Origin of the sequence: Thermoanaerobacterium thermosulfurigenes (assembly GCF_051201035.1) — a bacterium.
Lineage (GTDB): Bacteria > Bacillota > Thermoanaerobacteria > Thermoanaerobacterales > Thermoanaerobacteraceae > Thermoanaerobacterium > Thermoanaerobacterium thermosulfurigenes.
The window spans coordinates 37,422-52,978 of record NZ_JBPODR010000010.1 but is presented as its reverse complement, the minus strand read 5'-3'; the positions used below and the strand labels follow the sequence as shown (position 1 = coordinate 52,978).

At 34.4% G+C, this 15,557-nt stretch carries 17 protein-coding genes and 1 tRNA gene; 3 read left to right on the top strand and 15 right to left on the bottom strand.

Annotated elements, in window-relative coordinates; genetic code table 11:
* Nucleotides 1-10: 10 nt before the first annotated feature.
* The 3 genes from HNR52_RS05625 to HNR52_RS05615 form a co-directional block, all read right to left on the bottom strand.
* Nucleotides 11-1,021 (bottom strand): LacI family DNA-binding transcriptional regulator, encoded by a 1,011-nt coding sequence (locus HNR52_RS05625; protein ID WP_435619938.1) that lies wholly within the window; start codon nt 1,019-1,021, stop codon nt 11-13.
* Nucleotides 1,022-1,173: 152 nt separating this feature from the next.
* Nucleotides 1,174-2,991, bottom strand: a complete 1,818-nt coding sequence (locus tag HNR52_RS05620; RefSeq protein WP_435619937.1) for a WD40/YVTN/BNR-like repeat-containing protein — start codon at nt 2,989-2,991, stop codon at nt 1,174-1,176.
* 72 nt (nt 2,992-3,063) lie between these two features.
* Nucleotides 3,064-3,741: a 4Fe-4S double cluster binding domain-containing protein gene (locus tag HNR52_RS05615; RefSeq protein ID WP_435619936.1), complete on the bottom strand. Its 678-nt coding sequence runs from the start codon at nt 3,739-3,741 to the stop codon at nt 3,064-3,066.
* A 123-nt stretch (nt 3,742-3,864) separates the two neighbouring features.
* Here HNR52_RS05615 and HNR52_RS05610 point away from each other — a divergent pair, with 123 nt between their 5' ends.
* Together HNR52_RS05610 and HNR52_RS05605 are read left to right on the top strand one after the other, a co-directional pair.
* Nucleotides 3,865-4,161 carry an alpha/beta-type small acid-soluble spore protein gene (locus HNR52_RS05610; RefSeq protein WP_435619935.1) on the top strand — a complete coding sequence of 99 codons (297 nt, stop codon included), beginning with the start codon at nt 3,865-3,867 and terminating at the stop codon, nt 4,159-4,161.
* Nucleotides 4,162-4,255: 94 nt separating this feature from the next.
* Entirely contained in the window at nt 4,256-4,774 is a 519-nt protein-coding gene (locus tag HNR52_RS05605; protein WP_013788442.1) for a DUF4364 family protein, read from the top strand.
* Here HNR52_RS05605 and HNR52_RS05600 read toward each other — a convergent pair.
* The 6 genes from HNR52_RS05600 to HNR52_RS05575 form a co-directional block, all read right to left on the bottom strand.
* Nucleotides 4,758-5,669: a YncE family protein gene (locus HNR52_RS05600; protein WP_013788443.1), complete on the bottom strand. Its 912-nt coding sequence runs from the start codon at nt 5,667-5,669 to the stop codon at nt 4,758-4,760. The two genes, HNR52_RS05605 and HNR52_RS05600, sit on opposite strands and share 17 nt — an antisense overlap.
* A 63-nt stretch (nt 5,670-5,732) precedes the next feature.
* A tRNA-Pro gene (locus HNR52_RS05595) sits at nt 5,733-5,807 on the bottom strand.
* 71 nt (nt 5,808-5,878) lie between these two features.
* The gene (locus HNR52_RS05590; RefSeq protein ID WP_013788445.1) at nt 5,879-6,112 is read right to left on the bottom strand and encodes a hypothetical protein; all 234 of its coding nucleotides are present in this window, start codon (nt 6,110-6,112) and stop codon (nt 5,879-5,881) included.
* 50 nt (nt 6,113-6,162) lie between these two features.
* A complete protein-coding gene (locus tag HNR52_RS05585) occupies nt 6,163-7,440 on the bottom strand; it encodes a bifunctional folylpolyglutamate synthase/dihydrofolate synthase (RefSeq protein ID WP_435619934.1) in 1,278 nt (425 codons plus the stop codon).
* A 57-nt stretch (nt 7,441-7,497) separates the two neighbouring features.
* Complete coding sequence (locus HNR52_RS05580) at nt 7,498-8,034, bottom strand: GNAT family N-acetyltransferase (protein WP_041592106.1); 537 nt, start codon at nt 8,032-8,034, stop codon at nt 7,498-7,500.
* 28 nt (nt 8,035-8,062) lie between these two features.
* Nucleotides 8,063-10,699, bottom strand: coding sequence for a valine--tRNA ligase (locus HNR52_RS05575; protein WP_435619933.1), 2,637 nt, complete (start codon nt 10,697-10,699; stop codon nt 8,063-8,065).
* A gap of 387 nt (nt 10,700-11,086) precedes the next feature.
* On the opposite strand from HNR52_RS05575, the gene HNR52_RS05570 reads away from it, so the two are divergent.
* Nucleotides 11,087-11,638, top strand: a complete 552-nt coding sequence (locus HNR52_RS05570) for a biotin transporter BioY (RefSeq protein WP_435619932.1) — start codon at nt 11,087-11,089, stop codon at nt 11,636-11,638.
* A 12-nt stretch (nt 11,639-11,650) separates the two neighbouring features.
* On the opposite strand, the gene larC2 is transcribed toward HNR52_RS05570, so the two are convergent.
* The 6 genes from larC2 to HNR52_RS05540 all read right to left on the bottom strand — a co-directional run bounded on the left by larC2 (nt 11,651) and on the right by HNR52_RS05540 (nt 15,528).
* Nucleotides 11,651-12,046: a nickel pincer cofactor biosynthesis protein LarC2 gene (gene larC2 / locus HNR52_RS05565; protein ID WP_041592108.1), complete on the bottom strand. Its 396-nt coding sequence runs from the start codon at nt 12,044-12,046 to the stop codon at nt 11,651-11,653.
* A 35-nt stretch (nt 12,047-12,081) separates the two neighbouring features.
* Nucleotides 12,082-12,816, bottom strand: a complete 735-nt coding sequence (gene larC / locus HNR52_RS05560; RefSeq protein WP_041592109.1) for a nickel pincer cofactor biosynthesis protein LarC — start codon at nt 12,814-12,816, stop codon at nt 12,082-12,084.
* 5 nt (nt 12,817-12,821) lie between these two features.
* Nucleotides 12,822-13,577, bottom strand: coding sequence for a nickel pincer cofactor biosynthesis protein LarB (larB, locus tag HNR52_RS05555; protein WP_013788450.1), 756 nt, complete (start codon nt 13,575-13,577; stop codon nt 12,822-12,824).
* Nucleotides 13,564-14,391 (bottom strand): ATP-dependent sacrificial sulfur transferase LarE, encoded by an 828-nt coding sequence (gene larE / locus HNR52_RS05550; protein WP_013788451.1) that lies wholly within the window; start codon nt 14,389-14,391, stop codon nt 13,564-13,566. The genes larB and larE overlap by 14 nt, the downstream gene beginning before the upstream one ends.
* Before the next feature lie 68 nt (nt 14,392-14,459).
* Nucleotides 14,460-14,975, bottom strand: a complete 516-nt coding sequence (locus HNR52_RS05545) for a CDP-alcohol phosphatidyltransferase family protein (RefSeq protein WP_013788452.1) — start codon at nt 14,973-14,975, stop codon at nt 14,460-14,462.
* Between the two features lie 82 nt (nt 14,976-15,057).
* On the bottom strand, nt 15,058-15,528 hold the full coding sequence (locus HNR52_RS05540; RefSeq protein ID WP_013788453.1) for a hypothetical protein: 471 nt from the start codon (nt 15,526-15,528) through the stop codon (nt 15,058-15,060).
* Nucleotides 15,529-15,557 lie beyond the last annotated feature (29 nt).

The window sequence follows — 15,557 nt, the reverse complement described above, 5'->3', positions numbered from 1 at the left end:
GCAAAAAAAATTATATTTTTTTTGCAGATTGTCTAATAACAAGCCTATGGGGTACTAAGATATGTCTCGGTTTTTCGCCTTTAATTATTGATATAAGATGTCTAGCTGCCATATAACCTATTTTATAATTTTCCTGTCGTACAGTTGTCAAACCTGGAGTTATTAATGATGCTAGTTCAATGTCATCAAAACCAACTATAGATATATCCTCCGGAACCTGCATGCCAAGATCCTGTGCAGCTTTTAATGAACCTATAGCCATCAAATCCGAAGCGTGAAAAACCGCTGTAATTTCAGGATTTTCAAAAATCATCTTTCTGAAACAATTATATCCTCCATCTTGAGTAAAATCATCAAAAACAACATATTCGTCTTTATAAGGAATATTGTTTTTATAAAGTGCTTTTTTATATCCTTCCAATCTTTCAAAACTCACTGCAGCATCATTATGTCCGTTTATAAAGCCGATATTCTTATGCCCCAATTTTATTAAATAGCTTGTTGCCTCAAAAGCAGCTTGCACATTATCTGAACTTACATAGCCTACTTTATCATTTAATATAGGAATATCTATCAGCACAGTTGGAATATCTGTGTTTTTTATCTCTTCTATATACGGATCGCTTAATTTTAAACCCTCCACAATTGCGCCATCAACTTTCCTGTCATTGCATAATTTTTCATAAGGCGTCACATCTTGTGAAGCTGGATCAACCGTATACAATATAAGGTCGTATTTATCTTTTCTTAAACCTGCCTTTATACCTGCCAATATCTCCAGAAAAAACGGATGGTAGGCACCCGGTTTAATAAGTTCTGAAACAACCAGACCTACCGTGTGAGTCTTATTGGTCACTAATCCTCTTGCAATAGAATTAGGAGAATAGTTTAATTCCTCAGCTATTTTCTTGATTTTTTCTCTTGTTTCTTCGCTTACATCCGGATATCCGTTTAAAGCTCTGGAAACCGTAGTTACAGAAACACCCGCGTATTTTGCAATATCTTTTATAGTAACTGCCATTACATATCCACCTTTTCCAAAACGTTTTGGTTTAATTTTATTGTATACCATTTCTTTTTACATGTCAAGTGAACATTTCTAAAATTTTTTTAATAAAATTCCAATTGTCAAAAGCATTTATTTACCTTTCAACAATTGGAATACTTGTTTTTTCAATTCTCTCTCATCGATACTGCCATCTGTAATGCATCAACAGGTTTAAAATTGTAATTTATATAGTATACACTTGATTCCTTTGTCCAGTAAATATTAGTTGTAGTTTTATTTTTAGATACATTTACAACAATCAAGCCTTTGTTTAGCGGAACAGGCAAATTGTAATTTTGTAAGTATTTTACCATCTGTTTTGCCAAATCGATCTGAGGCTTGTCAGGTGAATTAACTTCAACAGTCCATCTGCCCTCTCTCCATTGCACACTGTACTTACCCTTCCCATAATAAACCTGTCCCCATATAAAATCTTTATAATTAAGTTTTTGACTCTGTTCATCGACTATAAAACCATTATTCTGCTGAATCGCATTTACATAATTTTCCGCATCGATATCTGAGGCAAAAAGAAAGCCTCCAAAATCCCCCAAAATATCGTTAGCATCAATATTGGTCGGATCTATTTTTATATTTTTTAAATCTAATAGTTTATCAGATATAATTAAATCAACATTGTAGCTGTCGTTAAACTTTCCCATTTCAGGCACAGCAGTTATATACATATTTTTTTTATCTTCTGGCAAAGGAACAACTGTAGGAGCATAAATCTTAATTATTGCATTACCTTCGATATCTTTCAAAGCATCTATAATAATTGGATTTACATATTCAATATTTTTTTGATTATTGTCCTTTCTTATAGGATACTGTTGCTGCCACGTTTGCCCCCCATCAAGTGTGCTTAATATTAGCCCGTTGCCATTTTTCGTTGACGCAATCCAGCCATTGTAAGTATCTACAAATGTCATCGGAATAGGACCTTCAATTATGCTTTCTAAATCAAATTGCGGAACAGGATAACTGCTCCACGTATTTCCCCCATCAGTAGTTCTCGATATCAAAATCTTATCACTATCATTTTTCGGATTTAGCCCAATGGTAAAAGCAGTTTCTTTATCAACAATATCTATAGAGCTTAAATATGAACCTAAAAAATTATTTGTTTTATGACTACCGTAAAAACTACTAAAATTTTTTTCTTCAGCCAAAGCAGTCCAATTCTTCCCACCATCTGCAGTTTTTAAAATAAGATATGGCTGTTCCTCTGCCGATGTGGATTTGCCCCTATAAATAGCCCATATATTGTTTACATCTAATGCAGAGATCTCTACGGCCCATTGTCCTTGCAAATATGGATTGTAAACAAAATTCCAAGAAATCCCACCATCTCTTGTATAATATATACTATTATTGTATGACGCAAATCCATGGTATTGATCAACAAAATCATAAGAATCAATTTTTATTTTTGTGTTCATGCTTTCCCACGTCTGTCCTCCGTCGTCAGTGATATAAAGTTTACCTTCGTGTATACCATAGCCTCTATTCACCGTTACAAACTTTATGTTTTCAATATTCACATTCATTTTAGGCAATTCAATCCACGTCTTACCCCCATCTGTCGTCTTCAAAATAGATCTATCAGATGATATGGCCCAACCATAAATAGAATTGACAAAATCAAATCCTATTATATTAAAAGAACCCGTATGTTCAACTGTCCAGTTTTTACCTCCATCATTTGTAGACAAAATAATCCCTTGTCCACCAGCCCATCCATCTTTCCCATTTATAAAGTGAATCGCCTGAAGACCAAATTTAGGCGCATTGTTTAGATTATAGCTAAATTCAGCATTTCTATTGATTTTATACGTAGTATCGTTAATACTATTTTCTTGATTTTTGTTTATGCCACAACCAGTTAAGAAAAATATTAAGATTACAAATGACACTGCCAATCTATACGATAATCGCCACATAGTCGTGACTCCCCTTTTTATCTTTCTAAATTAATTTTAGCAGACATTTAAAAGGATTTTATAAAAAAATTATTAAATTTTGATACCATATGGGCATACCCTGATACATATTCCGCAAACAGACCCTCGTCCTATATGTTTAAAATTTTTGTTCATGTACTCACTGCATGCATGTGCATCAACAATTTCCTTTCTATCCATTCCAACTTTCCACAATCTGCCGTGCAGTGCCATTGCTGGACAACTTGTTACGCATAAATTGCAATCACCGCATCTGCTTTCAGTAACAGGAATACCTGGATTTAAATTAAAATCAGTCAATACTGTGCCTAACCTTACTCTTGGGCCATATTTTTCAGTGACCAAGAGCCCATTTTTCCCGATCCATCCTAATCCAGCCATTGTTGCAGCAGTTTTATGCTGAAATAACCCTCTGTACTCTCCAAGTTCTTTTATGGACTGAGATGCAGGTACAGCTAATGCATTGTAGCCCCATTCTTCTAGCAAAAGCATAGTTTTCAATGTAATTTGGTCTATCAATGTATTCACAGAACGGTAGTGATGAAAATAAGTATACGTTGGTTTATCATCAATTTCATTAATTATCCTATCCGACAATTTTATTAAAACAGTTATACCATATTTTAAATCTTGCAAACTTTCAGGAAGCACATCACCAAGATAAGAGAATCCAACATCCGATGCACTCCATTCTTTAATTTTTTCTAAAATAATCATTTGTTTGTCCATTCACATCACCTTTTTAGTTTTATTCCAAAATAATTTTAACATATTGTTGTTAAGTAAAAAAAGAATAAATCATATATTTTTACGCAAAATTAGATATGGGAATAATTTTGAGGAGGTAAAAACATGGCAAGAGGAAGTTGGAATGATAAACCAAAAGTAGTGCCTGAAGCACATCAAGCACTGGATAATTTAAAATATGAAGTAGCAAAAGAATTAGGTTTGCCCGTAAAACAAGGATCTGAAGATTATTGGGGCACACTTACGTCTCGCGATTGCGGTGCTGTCGGAGGACATATGCTAAAAAGAATGGTACACTACGCTGAATCCGCCATGTCAAATGGTATTAGCATAAGCGGCGAAAAGACAACAAAAATTGGAAATGGCGCAGCAGGCAGTGAAGCAGAATACATGAACAAATGATACTTTGGAGAGTATTTAAAATACTCTCTTTTTTTAATATATATTTTGTGGTAGAATATAAATATCATACAACATGTTGTGAGAGGTGTGAAAGTTGAGTTATGAGATTCAAGAATTAGCAGAAAACAAATTGATAATTTTGTACATTTTAAATAGAATAGATATGCCTATTACAGGTGAACAGATAAACAGAATAATTTCTGATAACAACCTTATGAATTATTTCTATCTTCAGCAATACCTAAACGAATTAGAAGAAAGCAATTTTGTAGATCTTAAGGAAAATAAATACGTATTAACTGAGTTTGGTTTAAATGCATTAAAGTTATTCTTTAAGCACATTCAGGAAAAAACGAGAAAAAAAATAGATGAATACATAGTTATAAATAAGGAAAAATTCAGACAAGAATCACAGTATGTAGCCACATATTATAAGAAGTCTGAGAGAGAATACATCGCAAATTTACAAGTTGTAGAAAACGACATTGTCCTTATAGAGATAAATCTAAATTTAGTAAATGCACAACAAGCAAAGATCGTATGTGATAACTGGAAACAAAAATCAAATGACGTATATAATTATATTGTAAAAGCCCTTACGCCTCAAAAATGAGACCATCGGGCTCTTTTCCAACTTCTATCTTTCTTTCAATTTTGAGATTTTCTATATCTACTAAAATCAACTTATTTTCACCAGAAACTGTTATTAATGCATGATTTTTAAACACCCTTACATAAACCGGCATATAACCACAAAAAAGTTCTGTACGTTTTTTTGTATGCAAATCAATTTTCATCAAAGTATTAGAGCATGAATTTACAACAAATATATATTTCTTTGAAAACGCAACGGATATTGGCAGCTTTCCACATTTAATGTCATCGACAAATGTATCATTAATTATGTCATATACGGATATTGAACCATCAAGCCCCGTCTCCAAATACGAGTTCGCCACGAATAAAAATTTTTCATCGTCTGATAAGCACATTCCAAATGGCTTTGACTTAACAGACAATGTTTTTTCTACATGTAGATCAATTGGATCTATCAATGAAATTGAATCAGAATTCGTATTTGATACAAAAATTTTATTATGCTTTTCACTGTATATTATAGACTGTGGCTGAAATCCCACATTAACCTGCTCTACTATCTTACCTGCCATTATGTCAAATACGCTTAGGCAATCTGCATCACCATTTAAAACATATATACGATTATTTAAAATCATACCATCGTTGGGAGAAGATCCAATATATACAGTATCATGCAATCGAAAGTCATTAATACCAATAATACTCATCGAATCATCAAACACATTTAGAGAATAAAGTTCTTTTCTTCTGCTATCAATAAGCAATCTATGGGGTCCTTTTTGCGGTATGTGGAATTTATCACTCTTATAAGTAAAGCCATCATTAATCAACTTAAGAAATGCCTTGGTATGATTGTCGCTTATATAGCTTATAGTGTCATCACCTTTGTTGGCAACAAATATTTTCAATGTTCATCCCCCCATGCATATGCTAATTTATAATATGCACAGAAGGCATTAATGTCACAAAAATGGTCGGGGCAACAGGATTTGAACCTGCGACCTCACGGTCCCGAACCGCGCGCGCTACCTCTGCGCCATGCCCCGACGCATCTACAATTTTATCATAAACAAATTATTATATCAAGTACAATTTAAGAATTCGAATTCTCATCTTATCAAATATCTATGATCTTTTTATATAAGTCCTTTATATCGTACTTTATATGTTCGTCTCTGGCAATTCTCAAAAGTCTTAAGTATTCTTCCCTTGCAAAATCATATTTTAATTGTGCAAGCTTTGTTTTAAGGTAGTTGTCTTTCTCGACCCTTTCAAGGTATAATTCACTCTCTTTAAGCCTCTTTAGTGCATTGTCTATCTCCTGTAGAAGATCTGCACTGTTATATTCCATACAACCACCTTCTAGAGACTGTAGTTTTTTATATTATATTATAGTCTTTATTATTTTATTACCTTTTTTAAATATGTTCTGACATGACCTATCATATAAAGTGAACCGCAAAAAAGTATCAAATCTTTTTTATTTGCTTTTCTCAATGCTTCGTTAATAGCATCATCTATATCTTCAAAATGTAATGGATTCACACCTTTAATTTTTTCAGCTAATTCTTCTGCCGTATAAGCTCTGTCGCTTACAGGTTTTGTCGTTATTACAATGTCTGCCTTGGGTACTATTAACTTAAGCATTTTGTCTGTGTCTTTGTCCTTCAACATGCCAATGACAAGCACCAATCTTTCATAGGAAAACAGATTTAAAGCTTCTTTTAATACCGACATGCCTTGAGGATTGTGGGCACCGTCTATCACGATAAATGGGCATCTGCTTAATACTTCGATTCTGCCAGGCCATTTTGCATCGGCAAGCCCTACTCTTATAGCCTCTTCGCTTATAGTTATACCTTGAGATCTAAGTTTTTCTACAGCCATTAAAGCCAATGAAGCATTGTAAATCTGGTGTTTGCCAATTATACATATCTTAAGATTTTTATAATCTCTGTAATTAAAAATCTGATATTCGCTGTTGGACTCTATTATTTCGACATCATTGATATCTAAAATATCCAAAGATGCTTTTTTAAGGTTTGCCACTCTTTCAATCACTTGCAACGCTTCATCTTTTTGGTAAAAACTTACTATAATTCCATTTTCTTTTATTATTCCAGCTTTCTCATAGGCTATCTTTTCTAAAGTATCTCCTAATTTGTCCATATGGTCATAATCTATTGTCGAAATCACAGAAACCAAAGAATTGTCAATGACATTAGTCGCATCAAAGCGTCCACCTAATCCTACTTCCAGCACCACAAAATCGACATTTTCATCGCGAAAATACTTAAATGCAATTGCAGTAATCAATTCAAATTCTGTCGGATGATGATACCCATCATCTATCATTTTGTCAACAACATCTTTTATGTATTCAACGTAATCTGCCAATTTATCCTTTGGAATATTTTTGTTGTTTATCCTCATTCTTTCTTCAAATTCTTCCAAATACGGAGAGGTGTAAAGTCCTACTTTATATCCAGCATTGATTAAGATACTATTTATAAAGGCACATGTAGAACCCTTTCCATTTGTACCTGCTACATGAATAAATTTAAGTTTTTTTTGAGGATTTCCCATATATTCAAGAAGACGCCTTATGTTATCAAGCCCTAATTTTATGCCAAATTTATTAGTGTTGTGAATGTATTTTATTGCATCGCTGTAATTCACATTATCATCCTCCGAAATTCAAAACCCCAGACAAGACATCAATTGTCTGGGGATGTTTTATAAAAATAATCCCATCATTATTTCATCTACGTATTCATTTCCGATTTTAAATTGTTTCTTTCTTCGTCCCTCTTCTTCAAATCCGTATTTTTGATATAGATGAATGGCATTGGCATTAGAGCTAAATACACTTAAACACAGCTTTGAATAGCTTCTTTTTTTAGCCCAATCAATAGCGTATTCAAATAGCTTCGAACCAATGCCTATATTCCTGTATTTAGCATCTACGCTTATGCCAATCTCACCTACGTGTTGAACTTTAGAAGATCTGCCGCCATAATATCTAAAAAGCGTAAGGCAACCAACTATCTGTCCACCGTAATCAGCAACCAAAATCAGGTCTTTTCCACGATCAAGCCGCTTTATCATTTGTCTTTCCTCTTCTTCTGTCCATCCTGGCTCTTCTGAAACCATGTATATCTTCTCTTTTCCAACACTCTCGATTAGTTTCACTATTCCTTTGGCATCTTTGATATTTGCTTCTCGTATTGTTAAAGTCGGATTTTTTTCTATCCTTTTGAATAGTGTAAACACCATATTACCTCCTTCAGAGGCATCAAAATCATTTTAGCAAATACTCAATACGCTCATCAAGATTTTTAAGCATTTCACTGTATTTTTCGTACTTTTCTTTTTCAGCGTCTACAACATGCTTTGGTGCCTTACCTATAAACTTTTCATTTTTAAGCATACCTTCAGCTCTCTTTATCTCGCTTAAAACTCTCTCTCTTTCAGATCTAAGCCTTTCTATCTCGTCTTTTATATCGATTAAATCTTCAAGAGGCATTACGACTAATGCACCTTCAATTGACCCTGACATGGCTTTCTGAGGCAACATATCTTTATCTTTAATATACATCACTTCGCTGGCACCAGCAAGTTTAGTAATATAATTCTCTCCATCTTTAAATATTTTTATAACATCCTCTTTGTCTGTATTGATTATAACCCTCGCCTTTTTTGACGGTGCTACAGAAGCCTCTGCCCTTAGATTTCTTATTGTCTTTATTGCATCCATTATTAGTATAGTATCTTTTGCTTCTTTTTCAAAAATCAAGTCTTCTCTGTATTCAGGCCATTTGCTAAGCATAATCGTATCGCCTTCATGTGGTATATTTTTAAATATCTCCTCTGTTATAAACGGCATAAAAGGATGCAACAATCTCAATGTATTATCAAGCACATATCTTAAGACAGACTTCGTTATCTTCTTTGCTTCAAAATCATCGCCATAAAGGACAGGTTTGCTAAGCTCTATATACCAATCGCAGAACTCACTCCAAAGAAAATCATACAATTTTCCAGCAGCTATTCCTAATTCGTATTTCTCCAAGTTTTCTGTTACTTCTTTTACTACATCATTCAGCCTTGTTAAAATCCATTTGTCAGCAATGTTGAGATTTTCCAGGTAAAGCGTCGTATCGTCACTTGTAAGGTTAAGCATCACATACCTTGATGCATTCCAAAGCTTGTTGGCAAAATTTCTACTGGCTTCCACTTTATCATCGCTAAATCTCATATCATTTCCTGGGGCATTGCCAGTTATAAGCGTAAATCTCAGTGTATCGGCACCGTACTTTTCTATTATTTCCAGAGGATCAATACCATTTCCTAAAGATTTACTCATTTTCCTGCCTTGCGAATCCCTTACAAGTCCGTGTATCAAGACTCGTCTGAAAGGCACCTCTTTCATGAATTCCAAGCTCATGAAAATCATCCTGGCTACCCAGAAGAATATTATGTCATAGCCTGTTACCAGCACATCGGTTGGGAAGAAGTATTTTAAGTCTTCAGTATCATCAGGCCAACCCATAGTTGAGAAAGGCCATAATGCTGAACTAAACCACGTATCAAGCACATCTTCATCTTGATGAATATTCTCACTGCCACATTTTTCACAGCATATAGGATCGTTTTTAGAGACATTAACGTGGCCACAATCATCACAATACCATGCTGGTATTCTGTGACCCCACCATAGCTGCCTAGATATACACCAATCTTTGATGTTTTCTAGCCAATTAAAATATATCTTTTCAAATCTTTCAGGTATGAATTCTATTTTACCTGTCCTTACAGCTTCAAGTGCTGGCTTTGCAAGAGGCTCCATCTTGACAAACCACTGCTTCGATAAAAACGGTTCAACAGTTGTATGGCATCTATAACAATGGCCTACACTATGATTTAGATCTTCTACCTTTACCAAAAGTCCCATATCTTTTAGCTTTTCGACTATCTTCTTTCGCGCTTCATATCTATCTAATCCATAGTATTCTCCACCATTTTCATTTATCGATGCGTCTTCATTCATTATGTTTATGAAATCAAGCCCATGTCTTATTCCTATTTCAAAATCATTTGGATCATGTGCAGGAGTAACCTTTACAGCTCCTGTTCCAAACGTAGGATCTACGTAATCATCCCCTACGACCGGAATTTCCCTCCCGACAATTGGCAATATAAGAACTTTGCCTATAAGCTGTTTATATCTTTCATCATTTGGATTGACTGCTACTGCTACATCTCCTAACATTGTCTCAGGCCTTGTAGTAGCTATTGTTATGTATCCTTCTTCACCTTTTACAGGATACTTTATGTACCAAAGATGTCCTGATTCATCTTCGTGCTCTACTTCAGCATCTGACAATGCAGTTTTACAACTGGGGCACCAGTTTATTATTCTGTCACCACGATAAATAAGACCTTTCTCGTAAAGGGAAACAAAGACTTCTCTTACGGCTTTCGACAGCGCTTCATCCATTGTGAACCTCTTTCTCGTCCAATCGCATGAAGATCCTAATTTTTTAAGCTGATCTAAAATCCTGTTTTCATACTTTTCCTTCCATTGCCATGCTCTCTCTAAAAATTTTTCTCTCCCTATATCTCTTTTGGTAAGCCCTGTTTCTTCTCTGATTTGGTCGAGAACTTTAACTTCTGTAGCTATGCTGGCATGGTCTGAACCTGGTATCCATAAAGTCACAAAGCCCTGCATTCTTTTCCACCTGATTATTATGTCCTGCATCGTATTGTCTAAAGCATGACCCATGTGCAATTGCCCTGTTATGTTTGGAGGTGGTATTACAATAGTAAATGGCTTCTTGTTTAAATCAATCTTTGGCGTAAAATAACCTTTTTCCATCCATTCTTTGTATATTCTATCCTCAAATTCCTTAGGATTGTACGTCTTAGAAATTTCCATCTTTATCTCCTTTCAATTTTATGTTTTGAATAAAATAAAAAAACCTTTCCCAAAAGGGCGAAGGCTTTCCGCGGTACCACCTTATTTTATAACTTAAGCTGTATCGGGCATACCCGTTTAAGCCTACTTAAGTTTCAGCTTACTTGCTCCAGTGCTACCTTCAATGTACTCAACAACAAGGAAACCTTTCAGCCTTGGGATTCCATCTCTTTTATCTGGTACATTTACTCCTCACTATCATAACAAAATATTTTATTAATATTAATATATACATTAACTTACAAATTGTCAATATCACTTAATTTGTCAACTATATTAAGAATATTAGTTGACAAATATCTGTTGTATTTTATATAATACAAATAAATTACGTTGGAGGTGATTCTTTTGAACAACCATTTAAAAAAGGTGACATTAGCATCTATGTTTGCATCAATCACTATAGTGCTAAGCTTCATAAGCATACCACTTCCTTTTTCGCCCGTGCCAATAACAGGTCAAACACTGGCATTAATGTTGTCTGGAAGTCTTTTAGAACCAATAACAGCTTTTTTAAGCATGATTATTTATCTTGCACTTGGTGCAATAGGAATACCTGTCTTTGCAGGATTTCACGGCGGTATAGGAATACTGTTTGGACCTACAGGCGGATACTTATTGGCTATGCCAATTGCATCATTTGTCACGTCTATGCTATTAAAATCTAAAAAGATAAGCTTTTTAAGGCTGATTATTTCTAATATAATCGGTGGCATAGTGATAGTCTATGTTTTGGGAGTTCTGCAATTAACCATTGTAGCACAATTAAATTTAAAAAAAGCAGTTCTATTAGGTGCACTGCCTTACATGCCTGGTGATTTCATAAAAGTTTTACTGTCTTCATACTTAGCTTTAAAATTGATGCCAATATTAAAAAAACACATAAAAGCTGAAAGATAGCACTTTCAGTTTTTATGTGCCATCATATTCACGCAAAACATTTAAAACAGCTTGCACAGAAAGTCCTGTTTTTTCAGCAATTCTTTTCACGTCATCTGACTCTATGTGAGATTTTATAAATTTGCCATTCAGATAACCCATTTTGACTCTTACATCTCCAAACGGAGTCCTAATGACTTTAAAATCTCTATCAAGAGCATATCTATCAACTTTATACTGCCTTAAGCCGAATGTAGATGTCTCTTCAAAAATTACTTTTCTTACGTTCTCTAAATTTTCTTCCTTGCAAAGCACAGAAAGCATATTAGCAGGTCTCTGTTTTTTCATAAATATGGGAGTAATGTAGACATCCAACGCTCCGTTTTTTAGAAGCCTATCAAATATGTACTGATAATACTCCGGACTCATGTCATCAATATTTGTCTCAAGGATATAAATGTTTTCTACTTTTTTTTTAGTTCTACAGTACCTACAATTGTCCTTAATACGTTTGGCACCTCAAGGTCTTTATGCCCTGCACCGTATCCTATAGATTCAAATTCACATTCCGGCATCGTTCCAAACTCATGAGCCAATGTTTTAGCTATTGCAGCACCTGTAGGCGTCACAAGCTCACCACACACTCCATTATCATAGACAGGTATGCCTTTTAATAATTCTGCTGTAGCTGGAGCTGGAATAGGTATTAAGCCATGCTGGCTTTTCACAAACCCAGAACCTAAAGGCAGCTTTGAAAAGATGATTTTATCAGGTCTTATCATGTCTACAAGCACAGATGTTCCAACTATATCAATGATAGAATCAACTGCTCCTACTTCATGAAAGTGAACTTCATGAGACGGCAGTCCATGCACTTTACCTTCAGCATCTGCCAGATTGCGAAATATCTTAAGGCTCATTTCTTTTACATTATCATTTAGCAAACTTCCATTTATTATGTCCTCAATGTCCTTCATAGTCCTGTGATGGTGATGTCCTTCATCAAAGTCGACTTCAAAAGTATTTGCAGTTATCCCATTCTTCTGCGTTGTTCCAAATTTTAAACTGTATCCGCTTAAGGGAATCTTATTAAGCTCCTCTTTAAATTTATCTACATCTACTATGCCATGTCCTAAAAGAGAGGAAATTGTCATATCGCCTGAAATTCCCGCAAAACAATCAAAGTACAAAAGCTTCATAATAGCTACTCTCCTATCTTATTTATTAGACTTGCAGAATACGCTGCGCCAAACCCATTGTCAATGTTGACTACACTGACACCACTGGAACATGAGTTAAGCATAGCAAGAAGCGCCGAAAGCCCATGAAAATTAGCACCATATCCAACACTTGTTGGCACTGCAATGATTGGACATGCAACAAGTCCACCTACAACTGTAGGCAAAGCACCTTCCATACCTGCAATACATATTATGACTCTAAAGCTCCTTAGTTCATCAATTTTGCTTATCAATCTGTGTATTCCAGCCACACCTACATCATATATACGTTTTACGGAATTACCCATAAGTTCAGCAGTTACAGCCGCTTCTTCAGCTACAGGAAGATCAGATGTACCTGCTGCAACAACTCCTATTACACCTTTCGTTTTTTTTATTTCATCTGTTCTAATTGATATTATCCTTGCTTCATCGTAATAAACAACTTTATCGCATACTTCTTTTACTGCTTCAAAATGATCTAAAGATGCTCTTGTACCTAATACATTGCTGCCTTTTTCATACATTCTTAATGCTATTTCTCTCACTTGTTCAGGAGTCTTTCCTTCGCAGTATATAACTTCAGGGTATCCACGCCTTACTTCTCTATTGTAATCTATTTTTGCAAATCCTAAATCTTCGTAAGGAAGTTTTTTTAATACCTCAACAGCTTCTTCCAATTTAATTAAACCATTATTATATTTCTCAAGTACATCTTTTATAATACTATCGTACATCATTTATCAACTCCACCACGGCTTCATTCATGCTACCTGTCCTATATCCTTCAAGATCCAATGACACGTATTTAAACCCTATCTCTTTCAATTTTAAAACTACATTTTTTCTCACAGACTCATCCAACATCATGTTGATCTGTTTTTGGTCAAGCTCTATTCTGGCAATATCACCATGATGTCTTACTCTAAAACCAACAAAGCCTAATTTCAAAAGATATTCTTCTGCTTTATCCACCATAGACAATTTCTGATCTGTTATTTCCTGCCCATATGGAAAACGAGAAGAAAGGCATGCATACGCAGGTTTATTCCATGTTGGAAGCCCTAAAATTTTAGACATCTCTCTTATGTCATTCTTGGTAAATCCACACTCTAAAAGAGGACTCTTTACGCCTAATTCCCTTGCTGCACGTCTGCCAGGCCTGAAGTCCCCGGTATCATCGTAATTTGTACCATCCAAAACATACTCAATGCCTTCTTCTTCTGCAACATTCTTTAACTTTGAAAATAACTCGCTTTTACAGTAATAGCATCTATCTATAGGATTTTTTGAAAAACCTTCAATCTCTAACTCCTCAGACCTTATGATTCTGTGCCTTATACCAATTTGTTTGGCCAACTCTTGCGCTTCTTTAAATTCCCTTTGCGGATATGTAGAAGATGTAGCAGTAACAGCTACACATCTATCCTTAAGCACATCATAACAGACTTTTGCAAGAAAAGTGCTATCAACCCCTCCGGAAAAAGCTATGACAGCACTTCCAAGTTTCTCTATGTACTTCTTTAAATTTTCGTATTTTTCTTCCAGTTTCATAGCCATACCCCCTCAAAAAAATATAACACAAAAAACTTGAAAAACAAAACTCTTAACATTAATATAAACTACTGCTTTTTATTGTAAAGCCTAAATTCTATCGAATAAATAAAAAAAGCTACAAGTGCTAAAATCAGCGCTATTATCATAAGTGTAAGACCATAAGGCCAATCAAATATCGAAAAAATTATAGCTACATAAAAAAGAAGTGTTGCAGTTTTTCCAAATCTATTAGCAGGTATTGTGATATCTTTTCTTTTGTACAAAATAAATGCACCTATTATCATTGTAACTTCTTTTATAATGACGATCAAAATTATAAAGAATGGTATTATACCTTTAATCCATAGGCTTAATAAGACAGTTATAATCATCAACTTATCTGCCAGTGGATCCATCAATATACCTACTTTCGTTATCTGGTTGTAATGGCGAGCAATATACCCATCAAGCACATCAGTAAGTCCAGATATCAAGAATACTGCTGCGGCATAAATATTTCCATTGTATATGTAAAAAAAACTGTAAACAAAAACAGGTATAAGTACAAATCTAATCAATGTCAATGTATTCGGTATGTTCATAAAAGCACCTCTTAAATAAATATCGCTTGTATTGTATTATATTATTTATTTAACAAAAAGTAAATAAAGGCCTTCAAGGCCTTCACACAATTTTACCGTTTAATCCTATCTCAAAAACAAACTCATTATCGCACTTTTTACCATCGTTCATTTTTTCTATATATTTTTTCAAGATGTCAGCTTTAGCGTGAACTTCTAATATCCTGAATTTCTTCAAAAGATCTATGCTTTTTACAATAGAATTCATAGCATCGCTAATAACATCATCGCTTACATTTTCACAATCGTCGATGTAAACATACATGCTACATCTTTTAAGCTGCCAGTTGATATTGTAAAGTCCACAAAAACCTATATTTTCTCCTTCATTTGTTTGCAGTATAAATATTTTTCTGTTTTTCCCGAAGGGAATATTCAATACATTTTCACTTTTTCTTGACACCTTAAACATGTCTATCAAAAATTTCACTACATCAACATCTTTAAGCCATATAGAAAATGACTTTTTGTCCCTCTTTTCCACATCTCTCAAAAATATCTTTTCAGCTTTCACATTAACACCACCTATATATTATTATTCTT

What these genes read in the sequence shown, in the direction of transcription:
- larC (WP_041592109.1), bottom strand. Translation starts at nt 12,816, where the DNA reads ATGAAGCTTTTGTACTTTGATTGTTTTGCGGGAATTTCAGGCGATATG.
- HNR52_RS05545 (WP_013788452.1), bottom strand. Translation starts at nt 14,975, where the DNA reads ATGAACATACCGAATACATTGACATTGATTAGATTTGTACTTATACCT.
- HNR52_RS05590 (WP_013788445.1), bottom strand. Translation starts at nt 6,112, where the DNA reads ATGGAATATAACAGTGCAGATCTTCTACAGGAGATAGACAATGCACTA.
- HNR52_RS05625 (WP_435619938.1), bottom strand. Translation starts at nt 1,021, where the DNA reads ATGGCAGTTACTATAAAAGATATTGCAAAATACGCGGGTGTTTCTGTA.
- HNR52_RS05620 (WP_435619937.1), bottom strand. Translation starts at nt 2,991, where the DNA reads ATGTGGCGATTATCGTATAGATTGGCAGTGTCATTTGTAATCTTAATA.
- larC2 (WP_041592108.1), bottom strand. Translation starts at nt 12,046, where the DNA reads ATGAGTCCGGAGTATTATCAGTACATATTTGATAGGCTTCTAAAAAAC.
- HNR52_RS05610 (WP_435619935.1), top strand. Translation starts at nt 3,865, where the DNA reads ATGGCAAGAGGAAGTTGGAATGATAAACCAAAAGTAGTGCCTGAAGCA.
- HNR52_RS05615 (WP_435619936.1), bottom strand. Translation starts at nt 3,741, where the DNA reads ATGGACAAACAAATGATTATTTTAGAAAAAATTAAAGAATGGAGTGCA.
- larE (WP_013788451.1), bottom strand. Translation starts at nt 14,391, where the DNA reads ATGAAACTGGAAGAAAAATACGAAAATTTAAAGAAGTACATAGAGAAA.
- larB (WP_013788450.1), bottom strand. Translation starts at nt 13,577, where the DNA reads ATGATGTACGATAGTATTATAAAAGATGTACTTGAGAAATATAATAAT.
- HNR52_RS05575 (WP_435619933.1), bottom strand. Translation starts at nt 10,699, where the DNA reads ATGGAAATTTCTAAGACGTACAATCCTAAGGAATTTGAGGATAGAATA.